The sequence below is a fragment of the Rhodopirellula islandica genome, from assembly GCF_001027925.1.
Classification (GTDB): domain Bacteria; phylum Planctomycetota; class Planctomycetia; order Pirellulales; family Pirellulaceae; genus Rhodopirellula; species Rhodopirellula islandica.
Genome location: NZ_LECT01000042.1, coordinates 70,195 through 86,768 on the forward strand (window position 1 = coordinate 70,195; position 16,574 = coordinate 86,768).

The following is a 16,574-nucleotide window of genomic DNA, read 5'->3' on the forward strand; positions in this document are numbered from 1 at the left end:
CAACACCGTCATCCAATCACGGGAACCGGATCGTGAACAAACCGCCCACGCCAACGCTGTTGTAGACTTCCGAGAGGATGACCGAGGTTTTCACCTCCGCACTCAACCATCCCTGGTGATCTCGATGCGCGGCTGCTTCGAACAGTCCGTAGCCAACGCTGTCAGAGTCGATCCGCACTCCACCGTAGGCCGACACCCAATGGGCATCCGCACCATGAAAGTTGTGAGGACTCAGCCACTTGCGGACTTCCATGCCACTGGACGCAAACGTGAATGCAGACGGACTGAAATACGGATGAAGTATCCCAGTCAAATCATCAGGGTCGGCGTTGAATCGAGTTGATTCGTTGAACGCGATCAAATTCCAATCCGTCTTCCATCGCAATTGTGTGCGTCCAGGAATCAGCAAGTAGTTGTTCTGAACCAACACTTCTTGTGAAAGATTGTCATCGGAATAGCCCGCCAAACGGTACATCGCGGCCGCATCCCAACGCCAGGAAAAGTTCGTTGCTGCGGTCAGTTCCAAACCACCACGAAAGGTGTCTTGACGGATTGATTCACCGTTTGCAGCGATGTTCTCCAAGAATCCCGCCAGCCCGAGATGAACGTCCGCCGGCGTTCGCCAGTTCAATCCCGCGCGAAACGGGACTCGTGTTGAGAAACCTTGATCGTATTGTTCCAACTCCGCCAACGCGAATAAACGCAGGTGGTCCCATGGTTTGGTTTGGAAACCAAGAATCGCCACGTTCCCATCCGCATCCTCGCCTTGTTTGGGCCGCAAAAAACGATGGGCATAGCCAGCGATGAGGTATTCGTCCTGATCTCCAATTGGTTTGACCACCCGAGTGTCCAAACGCAACGAGGTGAGATCGGTCAACCCTTGCCGGCCGGACCGGAATTCAAACTGAAAGGAGTTCAGAATCTGTGGTCGTGTTTCCAATTGCATCCGCCGCTTGGCAATCAAGGCCTCCGTATGGCACGGATCGAGACGGAGCAAGCAGTCGTACCGGGCGATGGCCTTCCGAGTTTGGTTCAAAGCAGAATGGACCTGGCCCAGATCAAACTGAGCTTCCTGGTTGGTTGGGTCCAACTGAAGCAAGGATTGATAGTTTGCCTGCGCGGTTCGCGGCTTCCAGTCCTTGTAGTACTTGGCCTTCCGTTCCGCTTCGATGAGTTGCAAGCGGTTGCTAGCCTGTTCGTATTCGACCTGCAACGCGTTCAGGTCACTGTGCATCAAGCTCGCACCAGGCAAAAACTCCTGTGGACGGTGGCGTGCTTTCGCTTCCGCATACGCACGGTTCGCCGCATCCACGCCCTTCCACGCGTATTGCATGCGAGCGTATTCGATCCGTGCCGTTTCGTGTTGGGGGAACGCCGTCAGAATCATGTCGAACGACTTGTTTGCCAAGCTGAAATCATTCGTGCGGGTGTAGGAACGCGCCAGCCCCAAGCGGGCACGGGTGTTCATCGGCGATGCCGCCAGTGCCGAAACGAAACTCGATCGATCGTCACAATCGCCAGAGCATCGATTGCACATCGATCGGGATTCCCCCAGCAAGCACATCAGGTACACATTGCTCGGGTCGAACATCAAGGCTTGCTGCAACAATCGCTCTGCCAACTTGCACTCGCAGTCGGCCATGGCCAATTGAGCGATCGTGACTCGATCTTTCGTCATGGGGGCGAACGAATTTCGCTCGTCCGACAACACTTGCTCGGCCTCCGCTTCACGGTCCAGTGCGATCAAACAGCGATACAGGCCGTATCGAAGCTTGGCCGAATCGCCCCCCTGCATTCGCCGTGTTTCTTGGAGCGTGTCCTCGGCTTCCGCAAAGCGTCCCTGCTTGAGCTGTGACAGTCCGAGGGTCGTGCGAATCTGGATTTTCGTGGCGACATCCAGTGCAATCCCTTGGGCACCCGCCAAGGCTGCCACGCAGACTGATTCCGCGGCGGCATAATCTCGTCCACGCAGCAAGATGTCAGCGACCGCTGCTTCCTGTGCCAACGTCGCCGGATGCGATGAATGACGCAGCGTTTGAATCGCCTCACTGACTCGGTTTTGTTTCAACAACGACTCAGCCAGCATTTGGACCGAGTGTGATTGCTTCGTCCCCAAATTGCGGAAAACGGTTTCAGCAGCGCGATCATCTCCAATCGCATGGTAGAGCGTTCCTAAACCAACCTGCGCCAACTCATCGCCTTCGTTGTTGACCAACAGCGATCGATAGATTGCAAACGCTTTGGCATGTTCGCCAAACGCGGTTTGATAGTTGGCGGTTTCCAGTCTCACCAAACGATGGTCGGGAGATCCGGCGTTCGTCTCTTCAATCGAATCCAAAACCGCTTTCGCACCGTTCATGTCGAACAGACGCACCAGAACACGAACAATCTTGGTCTGTGTGCTGACATGATTGGGTCGCAGCACGGAAGCGGACTGGTACACCATCAATGCCAACCGATCGGCACCGTCTCGATACAACGTGTCGGCCAATTCAATCCGACTGTCAAACGTGAACTCCGGATTCGATTGCAGCTCCTCGAGATAGCGATGGATGACCACGTTCTCGCCCATTCGCGAATTCGCGAGCACCAGCATCACGAGGACTTGCGGGTTGCCGGGATCGGATTCGTACAAGCGGAGCAGCACTGCAACGGCATCTCCGGGGTGCTGAATCTCAATCAGAAGTTCGGCGATCGCCAATTCGTTCTGCAACGGCAAACCAGGCAAATCTCGCAGGTGTCGCTCGTAGACCTCCACTGCCTCGGCAAGGTTGCCTTGCCAGGCAAGCACGCGGGCAAAGGAGATCAGAACATCCACATTCGCTTCACCGCTTTCGACGATCTTGCGAAACGAACGTTCTGCATTGAGATGTTTTCCCTGCTGAATCAACAACTCGGCATGCAAGATGTGAAACGGAATGGAATCGGGAAACTGCTCCACCAGCACCTTCAACGATTGCTCCGCCTTCGTGAGGTTGCCGGATTGAATGAGCAACCCGATGTACTCAATTTTCAGATCCGTTTGGCCGGGAAACTCTTGAAAGAGATCTTCAAAGCGCTCGATAGCGAGTGGGATGTCCCCCAAGCTCACGGCATTGCGGACCGCGCGAAGCAAAATCCCGCGACGGATTTCTTGATCCGAATCCGGGGCTGGCAATTCCTCCGGTGACCGGGATGGGGCGGGGAGTGTCTCCAGTTCGACCGTGTTGTTTTTCGCAGTCTTAACTCTTTCTTTGTGCTGAACCCATCGAGCAGAGACCCTTTCGCGATCGCGATCGGATTGCGATTGGGAGGCCGAAGGCAAACGAAACGGGGTGGAGAATCCATCCTCGCCGACCGTGGGGGCTCCCCACGACGCAGCCAACAAAAACACAGCTGTGCAGACCCGTGACCATCGCACGCAATGGCGCGATCGCAAATGGAGTTCGGCAGCGGTGTTCCGACGACGGTGCAAATCAAGTTTCACGACAGAGAGAGCGGCCGCGCATCCAACATGGGTGCGGAGCAGACACCTTCGTATCGGTTGTTTCGAATGTGCCGATTAGGCAAAACGACCCCGCCACCTTCGCCTGTTCACAAATACACGCTGTGAGTCCAGGTTGGGAACGAAAAAATCGCCCAAAATTGCCCCCGCGTTCTCGGCCGGTTAGTCTATCAGACTGTTGATTCAATACGTTTCGTAGATGGAACGATCAGCCGACGGGCGCTCGCCCACGGTTACCGGACGCGATCGCGTTCCGGCTGACGAAATCAACAGGCTGCTATCCCCTTTCATTCATCCCCGCTTCCACCCCTGAAGAGCCCGCCATGAGCGACCGACGCGAATTCCTCAAAACCTCCGCTGCTGCCGCGACGATCTCGGCCGCGACCTTCACCGCCGCCACCACCACCCAACCTGCCTCGGCGGCCCCCGCTGGCAGCAACGAACGCATGCGAATCGGGTTCATCGGCCCCGGTGGCCGTGGCTTTGGCGCTCACGTCAAATCGCTCTGCAAACACCACCAAGCTGGCCGCAAGATCGAACTCGTCGCCGTCGCTGAAGTCTTCGAGTCTCAGCGTGACACCGTTGCCGACTACATTGAAAAAGCGACCAAGACCAAACCGGCCAAGTACGTCGACTACCGCGACATGATCGAGAAGGAAAATCTCGACGCCGTCTGCATCGGAACCCCGGACCACTGGCACCACCGCCAAACCATCGACGCGCTGGAGGCCGGACTGAACGTCTACTGCGAAAAGCCGATGACCAAAACGGTCCAAGAAGCCTTCGACGTGGAAGACAAATGGCGGGCCAGCGGCAAAGTCATGCAGGTCGGTGTGCAATCGACGAGCCTCCCGGTTTGGAACGAAGTCAACGCGTTGCTTCGCGAAGGCAAGCTCGGCAAGGTCCTGGGATTCCAAACCGAGTACTTCCGAAACTCGGACGTCGGCCAGTGGCGCTACTACAAACTCACCCCTGACATGACTCCCAAAACCATCGATTGGAAACGTTGGCTGGGCACCGAGCACGATCTCGCCGAAGACATCCCCTTCGACCGCGAAGTCTACAAGCAATGGCGTCGCTTCTGGCCCTTTGGTAGCGGCATGTTCACGGATTTGTTCGTGCACCGCACCACTTCGATGTTGAAAGCCACCGGCCTTCGCGTGCCCGGCCGAGTTGTCGGTGCCGGTGGCATCTACCTCGAATACGATGGCCGCGATGTGCCTGATGTTGCCACCGTGGTTGCCGACTTCAACGAAGGTGTCCAAGGCTTGGTCACCGCGACCATGTGCAACGAAGAATCACGCGTCAATCAATTGATCCGTGGCCACTACGGCACCTTTGCCTTCGGCAATGGCGAATCGTTCGATGGGTTTGACTTCATTCCCGAACGCGGACCCGTGACCCACGTGCGACAAGAAGCCGAACGGATCACCACCAACCCCATCGACAACACCACCATGGCGCACTTCGCCAACTGGTTGGACGCTTGCGAAGCTGGTGATCCATCGCTCTGCAACAATCAACCTGACCTTGGTGCCGCCGCCATGTCGGTCGTCAACCTCGGTGCCCAAAGTTACCGCCAAGGCAAAGTCTTCTTCGTCGACGAAGACCACCAGATCTCGGACCAGGACCCCGGTTGGGCCGCCAAGTGGGAACAACGATCTGCCAACGGCGGCCCTGTCGCCCACATCCCAGGCTGGAACGCCGGCGAATACGGCAGCGAACAACGTGACCCTGATTACATGCAATACGGCGGCCCTTGGATCGACGGCAAAGACCCGTCCCAAGGCTAAGCAGGTCGGCAGGAGTGATCAAGCACAACCATGTGAGCCGTTTGGGCGTTAGCCCCGGTTGTGCGTGAAAACCGTGGCTAACGCCAGCGGCTCACATACCCGATGACACCTGCGTACCTGCTTAAACGGCTCGCCTGCGACGGCAGTCAATGAGCTTCCCCAACACGTGAGCGAGAAACACGATCCGTTCTCTCGCTCACGTGTTGGACAACGCAATCACGCTTGCCTGGCAACCTGAAGCGTAAACGCTTGTGGATTTCGTCGTAGGTTGGCCACTCTTGGCCGACATCCGCCACCCCGACGGGCAAGAGTGCCCATCCTACATGCGTTGAAACGTCGTTGACGACGAACTCGACAAGCTGTGACGCGTCAAGATTCCTAAGATCGCCCCGGAGGGGCCGTCGCGCGTAGCTCGGGGCGGAAGTCCCGAGATTGGTGACGGGAACAAACCAGACACTGCTTTGGAAACCCGAAACGTAAACGAGGAACGATTCAGTCCGATCCCCCCGAAGCCCCTGCAGGGTGTATCCTGGTAACCCGATGCATGATTGTTGAAGTTGCGATCTTTCGTTGATTGACCCACGAAAACGCAACACAACTCCCAAATGCGTGAGCGAGAACTGAACCCAAAACACTCGCTTGCCTGAGACCTTCGCTACGCCTCCAGCGGACATTCGCACCGATCGGATCCTTTCCTGGGTCCTTCCTTTTTTTCGAAAGAGCCAAGATGAACTTCCGTTTGTTCGCTGTCGCTGCCGCGTTTGCTTTGCCATTGTCGCTGGCAACGGGCGAAGAAGACATTTCGAAATTGAAATCCTCGGAAGCTCGTACGGCGGCCGAATTGGATCAACATGGAACCGATGTCCGATCGCTGGATCGAAGGTTCCAAGAGGATCTGGCTCGCTTGGAAGAAGCCTACCTTTCTGAACGAGAACGGATGCAACAAACGCTTGTCGAATCGCTGGCCAAGGAGCAAAAATCCCTGACCAAGAAAGGGAAGCTCGATCAAGCGATTCAGGTCCGGGAGCAAATCGAAGAGATCGCAGCAACGGAGATCGTTCCACCTCATCCGGCGACCTCGCAATCGACCGCCCACAACGCAAGCAGTTCTACGCTGGCCAAAGGAATCCAAGGGACTTGGCGTTGGAGCAATGGTGTCGACATCCGCAATCTCGAGAACGGTCGAACGAATGGAAACGGAAGCTGGCGATTGCTCAACCCGCGTGAACAAGTCTACGAATTCCAATGGAAGCGATTGTCACCGGATCACGTCAAGCTCTCTCCCAATGGCCGCGTCTTGGAAGGCACCAAAGCCAACAACCCGACCGTCCGCGTGTGGGCCGTTCGCGTCGACTGAAAGACGGGCTGACTCTCTCGCCTTTCTCTGCCGTCCAAATCTCAACCTGCTGGGATGATGTGTTTGAAACAGGTCGGCAGGAATGGTTGGGCATAACCACGTTCGCCGCGTGAGCGACCCGTTCTTCAGGCGTTCAAGCCATTCACCCATGCCGGGTTATCACGCCGGTCTGACAAAACGCTCAACGCTCGCAATATGATTCCAAACATTGATCCTGCAGAGGACATCGTCGCCTACAACCGGGCGGCGTGGGACAGCCAGGTGCGAAAAGGAAATCGCTGGACGATTCCTGTTTCGCCCGAGGAAATCCAGCGAGCTCGCCAGGGTGACTGGAGCATCGTTCTGACACCTGAAAAGCCCGTTCCGCACGAGTGGTTCCCTGATTTCAAAGGCACCCCTGTTGAAGTGCTTTGCCTGGCGGGCAGTGGAGGGCAACAAGCTCCCATTCTCGCCGCGGCAGGTGCCAAGGTGACTGTGTTTGACAACTCACCCGCCCAACTGTCCCAGGATCAATTGGTCGCCGAACGGGAAGGCTTGGAAATCAACCTCGTCCAAGGCGACATGGCAGACCTTTCCGAATTGGCCGACGAGTCGTTTGACCTCATCGTTCACCCCTGTTCCAACTGCTTTGTGCCCAACGTCCTCCCGGTTTGGAAAGAAGCCTCGCGGGTCATGAAGCCTGGCGGGAATCTGCTTTCGGGATTCGTCAATCCACTCCTCTATGTCTTCGACGATCAATTGATGGAGCAGGGCGAATTCAAGGTTTGTCACAAAATCCCCTACTCGGATCTCACAAGTCTTTCTGCTGAGCAACGGCAAGCCTACCTCGACGACGATGAGACCTTCTGCTTTGGTCATACCCTGGCGGACCAACTGGGCGGCCAAATCGAAGCGGGACTGGTCCTCACGGGACTCTTCGAAGACCGCTGGTCCGACTGGCCCATCTCGGATCACATCCCCACCTTCCTCGCCACCAAAGCGACCAAGCTGTAAACGGTTCGCCCCCCCAATCTACTAATATCGGCCTCACTCAGAACGAATTCGCCTGCATGGCTCCGGAGGAGTCCACGTTGATAAGCAGGTCGGCTGGAATGATCGGGCACAACCATGTGAGCCGTTTGGGCGTTAGCCCCGGTTGCGAGTGAAAACCGTGGCTAACGCCAACGGCTCACATACCCGATGACACCTGCGTACCTGCTTAGCTCGAGGTAGTAGCCCCGAGAACACTCCAATCCCACGCGACTTCACAAAGTCGTTCGAGGTTGTCAGTCCTTGCGTACTTGGATTGTCCAAGTTGCCGCGATCTTGCGAAGAAATTGTCCTCTCACGAACAGGCCACCGTCATGCCGGACATACGAATTTTCGTGTTGCTGATCTCTGTTGTTGTTTCACAGACCTTTTGCCATGCAGAATCGTCAGGTTATGACCACAACCGAATTGCAATGAGCTTTGACGGCAACAGCGCACCTGACAACGAATACAAATGGCCCACCGGAGACCCAGATGACTGGGGCGCCCTTCCTGCATCCTGTGCGATCATTGCGAAACTGGGACTGCAGGACAAACTGGTTCACTGTTCGTACAACAATTTCATCGATGCCCCAGCAGGTCCCGACGACAAAAACCAGCTCAAGATCAGTGCGGATGGCGTGGTCAAGCATTGGGGTTTTGACCGCGGGGTGTTTTTCGATGTGACCAAGCAACAACGGCAGGCAATCCAAAACTTGGCGACTGAAATGTCCAAGTCGACGGCAGAGGATCCGCTGTACTTCATTCACGCTGGCTTGTCGGAGTTTGTTTATCTCGCAGTCGAAGAAGTCGTTCAAAGTGGCAAGGCGGATTCACTGACGCACGTTCATTTGGTGTCGCACAGTGCGTTCAACGAAAACGAACAACGTCGTCCTCATCATCGAACCTGGAACGACATCCAGAAGCTCAGTGGGAATCGAATCAAGTACACAAAGATCAAAGACCAAAACGACAAGGGAAATGCAAATCACTTGTGGCATTCGGACAATGACTTCTCCGTTTGGTACTGGATGCGAGACCACTCCCAAGAGGACATCCGCTGGATGTACTCCAGGCTCAAAGCGCACCGCGGGAATGTGGCTGACATCTCGGATTGTGGGATGCTGTTCTACTTGCTCGTCGGCGACGCGGATGGTGGACCGGAAAAATTCCGTGAGTTCATTGGCGACGGAATCGACTCTACCCTGCACTCAAAATGACGCGATCTCGAGGAGACACGAGAATCGTGCTGAATCGGGAGTAGTGTGACCGAACCAATGCCCCCTGCATCCGAAGCAACAATGGGGAGAAGTCTCTCTATCAGTTGAGTACCCGACAAAGAAGCCTGCTCGGTCCTTTCCTCTGTCGTGAGATCGCCACCTTGGCCGAGGTGACACGCGGATTTTCAGCGAGCGTCGCGTCGCGAGTTCTGGACGAGTCCTCTGGTGAGGCACTTTACCACCGGGACATTGAAACTCCGTTCGGAAGTGCAAAGGAAACTGGCCACGACTAACCTCGCCGAGTTCAACTGCAGATCCCCGGCTTCCCGCTGCAAATTGTCTGCAAGAATCCGTTTCAGATAGACTTTTGCTGACGAATCAGACTGCCTGATTCCTCCGTCAGACCACACTTCCTGAGTCCGGTGCCAATTGATTCCGACCAACATCCATTTGCCGTCGTCCGATCTCAAACTCCCAACTGAACCGCAATCCAGTGACGCAACCATCCAACGAAAAGCGAAAGCTCACCGTCGAGAGACTTGCCTCTCCGGCGATCGCTCATTCCCTGGAGCGTTCCCAGATAGCGAAGTACCACACCAAAGGCGGACACGGATTCACGGCTGAAGACGCCAATCATCTCGCAGACGTCTTCCGCGGAAAACGTGCTGAAATCATCGGGATGAACAACGAAGCGAATGGTGCCGATCGAATCGTGAACGGATTGAGGATTCAATCGAAGTACTACCAGACCGCTGCCAAGACAGTTGCTTCGGCGTTTGCATCCGATTCCGGCCTGTACAGATACGCCCAGCAGGTGCTCGAAGTCCCAAAAGATCAGTATGACGCTTGCGTTGAACTCATGCGAAAACGGATCGCCACCGATTCAGAAATCTCCTTGTTTCTCTCCGACATTGCGCACGCGGCAAACGCCACGCACCCCGAATCCTCCAGCAATGATGGTTGATCTCCACCTGACCTGAGGTTGCATTCCCCCCCGGAGTTTTGATATCGCGAACGAGGGACCGTCCGAATTCGTGCTGCCACTTCGCTGTCACTTTGAATCACCAGCCAAAAACGAACGTTTTTCTGATTGGCGTGCTTTTGCTTGCCGGCTGCAGATCCGCACCCAAAGACACCTCGGAGATGGATGCCATCCTGAAAACGGTTGTCTACGACACCTCGGTTCCGGTCATCCCCGCTTCTTTCCGCGACCCCAATACGCTTCCCACACCGTCCCCCACGGAAGCGCCGTCGCCCGAAGAGAAACCGAGCGTCACCACCACGCTCACTGATCGAGCCCGCTCCGCCGGCAGTTTTGTTGGGCATGGGCTGAGGGCGACCGTTGGGCTCGTCGTGCTAGGCGTGTTCAAAATCGTTGAATCGTCCCTCGGTTTGGACGACAATAACTCAACGTCAACCGGAACCAAAGACAGAGCTTTCAATCAGTGGCTTGATGACCGAGATCAATGGCGAGCGGCGGACCGAAAGGCAAACTGAGTTGTGCGAGAGCCTCTGCCGACCAAGCCTTTGGAATAACGCAATCCTTCGAACGCGCATCGACATCTCGAATGATTGAGAGATCGCCAAAGACGTGGCATGCGTCACGGCTGGATAATGAATGGCTTTCGGACGCTTGCTTGCCAATTGTCGGCCCGTGCCGCGTCACAGCCAATTTGTCTGGTTGGCCTTTTGTGTCCTGAGCAAAGTTGCACACAATCGCCGGGCGATCACCGAAACGGCTAAAATCATCAATCTTCACTCCAAGATGAGATCCAGCGCGACGACGATCTTCCGTGCTGACTGCGAGTCATTCGCCCTTCTTGTCTGATTCAAATCCATTCGGCTCCCTTGGACGCTTCATTCTTGTGATCATCCCCGAAACGCCCGAGCACTTGGACGCGGTCCGACAACTGACGATCGAGGCGTTCGCTGCCTCACCCTTCGGACACAATGGCGAGGCTGATCTCATCGACGCCATTCGCGAACAATGTGCACACACACTTTCGTTGGTGGCGATCGAGGAGGATCGCATCGTCGGGCACATTCTGTTTTCACCCGCTGAGATCCACACCCTGGATGCCAATGGTGTTGGCCCCACCGTTTCGGGTCCCGATGTCCTGGGCCCCAATATGCTGGGCATGGGACTGGCTCCGATGTCGGTGCATCCATCGCACCAACGCCGCGGCATTGGTGCGATGCTGGTCAAGGAAGGACTCCGGCGCCTCGATGAACTTGGCAACCGATTCACGATCGTTGCCGGGCATCCGGAATACTACCCTCGATTCGGTTTTCGCCCGGCCCAAGAGTTCTCCGTTTCGCACGGTTTTCAGGGGATGCCACAGGATGTGTTCTTCCTCCGCCCAGGGCCGTCCCAAGACGATGAGTTCTCCGGCGGTCGAGCCCACTACCATTCCGTCTTCGGACCACAACACGAAGGATCATGAGGCCGCTTGTTCGGTTACAGTGTGTTCAAGAGCCAATTCGCGGGGCGATCTGCCGCATGAATGAACACAATCGCACGGCCTCTGATTTCGGAGCTTTGCATGCCCGATCAGCAAAAAATTCACCGCCGCACATCCTCTTCGCGAGAAGTCGGCTTTGCTATCGCGATGCTTGGATTCGGCCTGGTTTTGATCATCGCCCTGTTTTATTTCGGGAGACGCGCACCTGGACAATCCTTTGACCTCGAAGGCCCCGAACTGTTCGCAGAGGAAATTGGTCACGGATTCCAAAGCATCGGATTGATTTTCATGGGGCTCGCCATCGCAATCGTCTTGGGAGGCATTGCCACACGACTGGGCAGCAACGCCGGTAGGGCGTTGATGACTCTTGGCAGTCTTTCCGCACTCTCGCTGATCGGCTTGTTTGTGGCCCACGTTGTTTTCACGCGGTGATGCAACTCCTGTGTGTTTGTCAGCGCCGCCATTCCCCAACGCTCGTCGCCGTCCGGCCCGTTTCTGCAGATCTCTTTCGGAAGCAGATCCGGATGCCCCCAACCGCGGAGCGGTGACATTTGATAGCCTCGGATTTCAATCCGAGGTCCAGGTTGTATGCCGCCACTGACCTTGGGTTGAAACCCAAGGCTGATAACTTTCGTCGCTCCGCGACTGGTGGTGTGCCCCCGCAGGACGACTGTCTGGTTGACACATCATCCGCTTGAATCCCTTCAATCGAATGGAGTTCACTCGACGGGTGCCTTCAAGCTTTCCAAGAACGTTTCCAGCAACTGCTTTTGGCCTTCGCTCAGCCTCACGTAATTGCGTTTGGATTGATTCGCTTCTCCGCCATGCCACAGGATCGCCTCTGCCAAGGTTTCGGCTCGGCCGTCGTGAAGATAGGGTGCTGAATCAGCAACTCCCCACAGTGGCGGCGTCTTCCACTCTCGTTGCAATGCGTCCCAGGAAAGTGGGTACCGCACCTTCACGTCCACTTCTTTGACTTTCCCGCGGGGAAACTGCGGTTGCTCGGGATAGTCCATCGGGATCGCAATGGGCGTCCCGGTTGCAACCACCGCCTCGTTGGACCGCGAATTGGAACGGCCGCGATCGCCTCGCGGGCCCCTGCGATCCCGTTCGGTCCCAGGTCCCGAAACCGTTCCCCCACCACGGCCATAGCGATTGGAGTACGCCCCCACAGGATTCGCTGAAGAGGAGCTGGTCAAATGATACGCCGGAGCCGGAAAAGGATCTTGCAATTCGGGCCCCATATCGTGCAACAACAGGTCGCTATAAATGCCGTTCGCCGGAACCACATTTTCAATGTGACAGGTTGCACATCCAATCGAATGAAACACCCTTTTTCCACGACGCACCTGCTTGCGTTCATCTCCCGACAACATTTGCATGTTGGGAGCGGGAAGACCGGCGACGTAACTCGTCAGATCCGCGACCTGGTTCGTGGTGATATCGGGTGCGAGACTGACATAGCGAGGATCCGCTGGATCAGCAGATTGTCGGATCGTATCGCCAACATTCAGCCCCAACTCCGTCGCGCAGGCGCCCGCAACAAATCCGGACAACGTATCGACTTGGCCCCGCCAGCCATATTTGCCTGCCACTCGCCCGGAGATGATTCCTCCCGAGGAACGGGTCTGGGACAAAGCGATCGCATTCAATCGATCCAGCGAGATCATCTCGACCAACCCCATGCCATGCAGCGGCGTTGTATTCCGTTGACTGAGGTAGTAGTCGAGTGACTCGTACCGTCCTGCGATCACCGGTTGTTCCGCTATCGCCTCCACGGTTCTCTGCTGCGGATCGAACCACTCGGAAGAGAGCCCGTTGGGAACGCCGACAGTCAAACGTTGACGGATAACGTCGTATCCGGGACGAGTGGAGGCGTCATGGACAATGGTGTTGAAAGACAACGTGTTGCCCGAAACCAGACCGGGAAAGAATTCCATGGCTGAGTGGCGGAATGCACCACGTTCCTGGCGGTCATCCGCATCATCAAAGAACGGGGACCGCGGATCCACTGTGATATGAGTCACGTTGTGGATCACTCCTGATGCCCCACCGCCGGGATGACACGCGGCACATGAAACAGCGTTGTGCATCGGGCCCAACCCATCTGCAGGGAAACTCTGCGCATCGACTTGGCGTGCGGACGTCCAATGCCGCCCCTCTTCATGGTGCGGCGGACGACGCCCGTGTCTCATCCGATGTTCGCCTCCACTCCTTCTCGGCAAAGACATCGGTCCGACAGTGTCAAATTCAGCGAACGTTGGTTCTCGTTCGACAAACACCCATTCCTGCTCAAACAACTCTCGTCCGGCGACCGGATCCTCCGCCATTCCCAGAGGGGTGATGAGCAGAACCAAGACCAGCCCCCCAGCCCATTCAGTCCGATGGTTGACGGCCATATCACGCTCCCTCGGCGGCGTTTGAAAAGCAAGTTTAAAAAGGCGGCGAAACAATCCCCACTTACAAGAAGGACAAATGCCAACCCGAATTGTCACACAGCCAATCGCTTCGTCGTCCGTCGGTTGCATTCTCGTGATAACACGGAAACAGACGGTCCCCTTCATGATGGCGAACGTTTTGGTTCGCACCATTTTCCATTTGACTCCACCGAGGAACACAGTCATGAAACGTCGCGTCCCCAACCGTCGTCGCTTGTTCGTCCAAAACCTTGAAAATCGTCGTGTCCTCGCTGGATGCATGGGCGTGGATGCTGCGACCGACGACCTGGCAACCGAAGAGGTCGCCGAAATCGCCTCCGCCGTCGCCGGCAGCACGATCGAAGACATCGATTCGGCCGCGATCGAATCCGCAACCGAGGCGAACGACGAACTTGAAGACAGCGTCGACAGCATCGTAGAAGAACAAGACACTGCAAGCGATGAAACAAGTGAGGACGCCAGCCTCGAACAAGAACTCGATCAAGACAACGCCTCAACCGAAACGGAGGGCGATCCTGGCCATCGGCCTCACCCACGACGGGGACCTCATCATCCCGGCATGACGTCCGACGCTCTGAACGCCGACACGATGGGTGAAGAGGGCGTCTGTGTCGATGAAGACACCGAAGCGGACACAACCGAAACCATCGACGAGACCGATTCACTCTCGGACGAATCGACCGACGACCTGGCCACCGACGAAACAGACGAAACCGATGTGGACTCTGAACTGGTCGATGACACGGAAGCGGATGAGATCGTCGAAGAGGAGGACACCACCCTCGTAACCGATTTGGATTCAGAAGCAAGTGACGAGTCAGAAGTGACCGACGAGTCAGATTCTACCGACGAAATTGATTTCACCGACGAAATCGATGACCTCGATGAATCAACCGAGACGGCTAGCGAGACCACGGTCATCGATCTCGATTCGGTGGTCACAGAAGAAACCGAGGACGAAGATTCCTCACTTTGCCTGATCCACGAAGAACTCGACAGCATCTTCGCTGAACTGGGAAGCCGCGATTTGGCCGACGCTCAGATCTACATTCTGATCTGATGGTCGCTTCCGCTGGGTTTCCGTCTGAATACGTTTTGCCGGGCCGAAAGGCCTTGAAAGGCTCCTAAATGCCGCCCTAGCACAAAACCTGTCAAACCTCGCTCAATAGTGGTAAAATGGTCTCCGGTAGCTTGGCGATACCCCGTCATCAAGGCCCCAATGTTTTCGCACACGAAAACTCTGTTGTGGCAACCGGCGAGACAGCTAGGCTATAGAAATTGACTCCAGCAGCGCTCCGTCGCTCTCACCATCGTCCTGCCTTGCCCCCTCCACCGTTTGCCAACCCACGCTTGCGTGTCGTTGTCGCCTTCATGCCCGAGACGCTTGCGCTCGGAGCAATGAAACTTGGATGCACCGTCGGACGATCGTTTGAATTCGGTCAGACCTGTTGATTCAAAACAATCGACCGTGAACCAAGTTGAAAGTTCGATCATGCTCAGTCGTAGAAACTTGTTGCAAGGATTCGCAGCAGGCGCCGGTGTAGCCATGGGTGCCCCGCTTCTTTCCGAGCGTCTTCTGGCATCCCCCATCGGAAACACGACTCCCAAGCGGGTCATCTTCTTCATGCAGAACCAGGGCTTCGATCCCAAGACCTGCATCCCGGCTGGGATGAAGCACAGTGGGTCCCTGGCGAAAGCCAAATTGCCTGAACCCATCAGCGCTCTGGAGCCCTACAAAGAACGACTGCACATCATCAACGGTCTGCACGGACTTCACACCAGCCCCTCGCACAGTGCGTTCTTTGGCGCACTGGGTGGGTACCGTGGCAGTGACGGGGTGCCGCCGAGTGGCTCGACGATCGATTATGAACTGAGCAAAGTTCTACCGGAAACACTGCTGCCACATTTGTGCATCGGCATGGACTCGATCGAGAACATGAAGACCAAACCGACGATCGCGACTCTGTCCGCCAGCGGTGCGGGCCAACCGATTTTCATGCATTCGAATCCGAATCATCTCTATCAGATGCTTTACGGCGGCATCTCATCCGGCGAGATTCGGCTGCAGCACGAAGCCCGTTCGAGCGTGCTGAGCCAAATCGAATTGTTGGCCGCGGCCAAGGGCCAATCGCTGCCAGCCTCCGATCAACAACGCTACGGGCAATACGTCCAAGGCTTCCAAGAAGTCAACGGTTTGCGTGATCGTCTCGACACCGTTTCGGATCACTTGCGCGAATTCGCTCCGAAGGTGGATGATCGATACACCAACCCGGAATTTGAAACCGACTGGCACGATTGCTTGCTCGACCTGGGCATCTCAGCTCTCACATCGGGAATCACCAACACGCTGACCATCGGGTCGGGCCGTGGCGAAATCTTCGGTGCCTGGAAGGGCCTCGGGATCGATCAACAAGGGCACAACTTGGGCCACATGGACCAACCTGACAATCCGATCTGGATCAAGATTCGCCAATACAACAGTCGCATGCTGGTCCGGATCATGGAAAAACTGGACAGCGTGCCAGAGGGAAGCGGCACGATGATGGACAACACCGTGATCGTGTACACCAGCAACAACGCCGACAAACAGCACACCAACGGAGCCAATTGGCCCGTCATGTTGCTGGGCAACTTCGACGGCGCCTTCAAGAGCGGATGCTTCACACAGGTCGAAGGCAAACGTCCGATCAACGCGCTCTACACCTCGCTGTTGCGAGCCGCCGGCCAAAACGTGGACCGCTTCAACATGGACGACAAAATGGCGAAGAAGTTTGACGACAGCACCGGACCACTCAAGGAAGTGTTGGCGTAA

At 56.1% G+C, this 16,574-nt stretch carries 12 protein-coding genes; 9 read left to right on the forward strand and 3 right to left on the reverse strand.

Annotated elements, in window-relative coordinates; translation table 11 throughout:
• Positions 1–16: 16 nt before the first annotated feature.
• On the reverse strand, positions 17–3,373 hold the full coding sequence (locus tag RISK_RS20010) for a tetratricopeptide repeat protein (protein ID WP_047816101.1): 3,357 nt from the start codon (positions 3,371–3,373) through the stop codon (positions 17–19).
• A gap of 434 nt (positions 3,374–3,807) precedes the next feature.
• Here RISK_RS20010 and RISK_RS20020 point away from each other — a divergent pair, with 434 nt between their 5' ends.
• The 5 genes from RISK_RS20020 (at position 3,808) to RISK_RS20040 (ending at position 9,826) form a co-directional block, all read left to right on the forward strand.
• The gene (locus RISK_RS20020; protein WP_047816103.1) at positions 3,808–5,277 is read left to right on the forward strand and encodes a Gfo/Idh/MocA family protein; all 1,470 of its coding nucleotides are present in this window, start codon (positions 3,808–3,810) and stop codon (positions 5,275–5,277) included.
• Between the two features lie 727 nt (positions 5,278–6,004).
• Positions 6,005–6,634, forward strand: coding sequence for a hypothetical protein (locus RISK_RS20025; RefSeq protein WP_047816104.1), 630 nt, complete (start codon positions 6,005–6,007; stop codon positions 6,632–6,634).
• A gap of 195 nt (positions 6,635–6,829) precedes the next feature.
• A complete protein-coding gene (locus RISK_RS20030; RefSeq protein WP_047816105.1) occupies positions 6,830–7,627 on the forward strand; it encodes a class I SAM-dependent methyltransferase in 798 nt (265 codons plus the stop codon).
• A 449-nt stretch (positions 7,628–8,076) separates the two neighbouring features.
• Positions 8,077–8,862 carry a hypothetical protein gene (locus RISK_RS20035; RefSeq protein WP_236696495.1) on the forward strand — a complete coding sequence of 262 codons (786 nt, stop codon included), beginning with the start codon at positions 8,077–8,079 and terminating at the stop codon, positions 8,860–8,862.
• Positions 8,863–9,355: 493 nt separating this feature from the next.
• Entirely contained in the window at positions 9,356–9,826 is a 471-nt protein-coding gene (locus RISK_RS20040) for a hypothetical protein (RefSeq protein WP_047816106.1), read from the forward strand.
• 474 nt (positions 9,827–10,300) lie between these two features.
• Here the strand turns inward: RISK_RS20040 and RISK_RS32295 are convergent, their stop codons facing one another.
• A complete protein-coding gene (locus RISK_RS32295; protein WP_160311470.1) occupies positions 10,301–10,621 on the reverse strand; it encodes a hypothetical protein in 321 nt (106 codons plus the stop codon).
• 61 nt (positions 10,622–10,682) lie between these two features.
• On the opposite strand from RISK_RS32295, the gene RISK_RS20050 reads away from it, so the two are divergent.
• Together RISK_RS20050 and RISK_RS20055 are read left to right on the forward strand one after the other, a co-directional pair.
• The gene (locus tag RISK_RS20050; protein ID WP_160311471.1) at positions 10,683–11,306 is read left to right on the forward strand and encodes a GNAT family N-acetyltransferase; all 624 of its coding nucleotides are present in this window, start codon (positions 10,683–10,685) and stop codon (positions 11,304–11,306) included.
• Positions 11,307–11,405: 99 nt separating this feature from the next.
• The gene (locus tag RISK_RS20055; protein ID WP_047816107.1) at positions 11,406–11,756 is read left to right on the forward strand and encodes a hypothetical protein; all 351 of its coding nucleotides are present in this window, start codon (positions 11,406–11,408) and stop codon (positions 11,754–11,756) included.
• Between the two features lie 287 nt (positions 11,757–12,043).
• Here the strand turns inward: RISK_RS20055 and RISK_RS20060 are convergent, their stop codons facing one another.
• Positions 12,044–13,351: a di-heme oxidoredictase family protein gene (locus tag RISK_RS20060; protein ID WP_236696496.1), complete on the reverse strand. Its 1,308-nt coding sequence runs from the start codon at positions 13,349–13,351 to the stop codon at positions 12,044–12,046.
• A gap of 595 nt (positions 13,352–13,946) precedes the next feature.
• Here RISK_RS20060 and RISK_RS33155 point away from each other — a divergent pair.
• On the forward strand, positions 13,947–14,822 hold the full coding sequence (locus tag RISK_RS33155) for a hypothetical protein (RefSeq protein ID WP_236696497.1): 876 nt from the start codon (positions 13,947–13,949) through the stop codon (positions 14,820–14,822).
• Between the two features lie 432 nt (positions 14,823–15,254).
• On the forward strand, positions 15,255–16,574 hold the full coding sequence (locus RISK_RS20070) for a DUF1552 domain-containing protein (protein WP_047816136.1): 1,320 nt from the start codon (positions 15,255–15,257) through the stop codon (positions 16,572–16,574).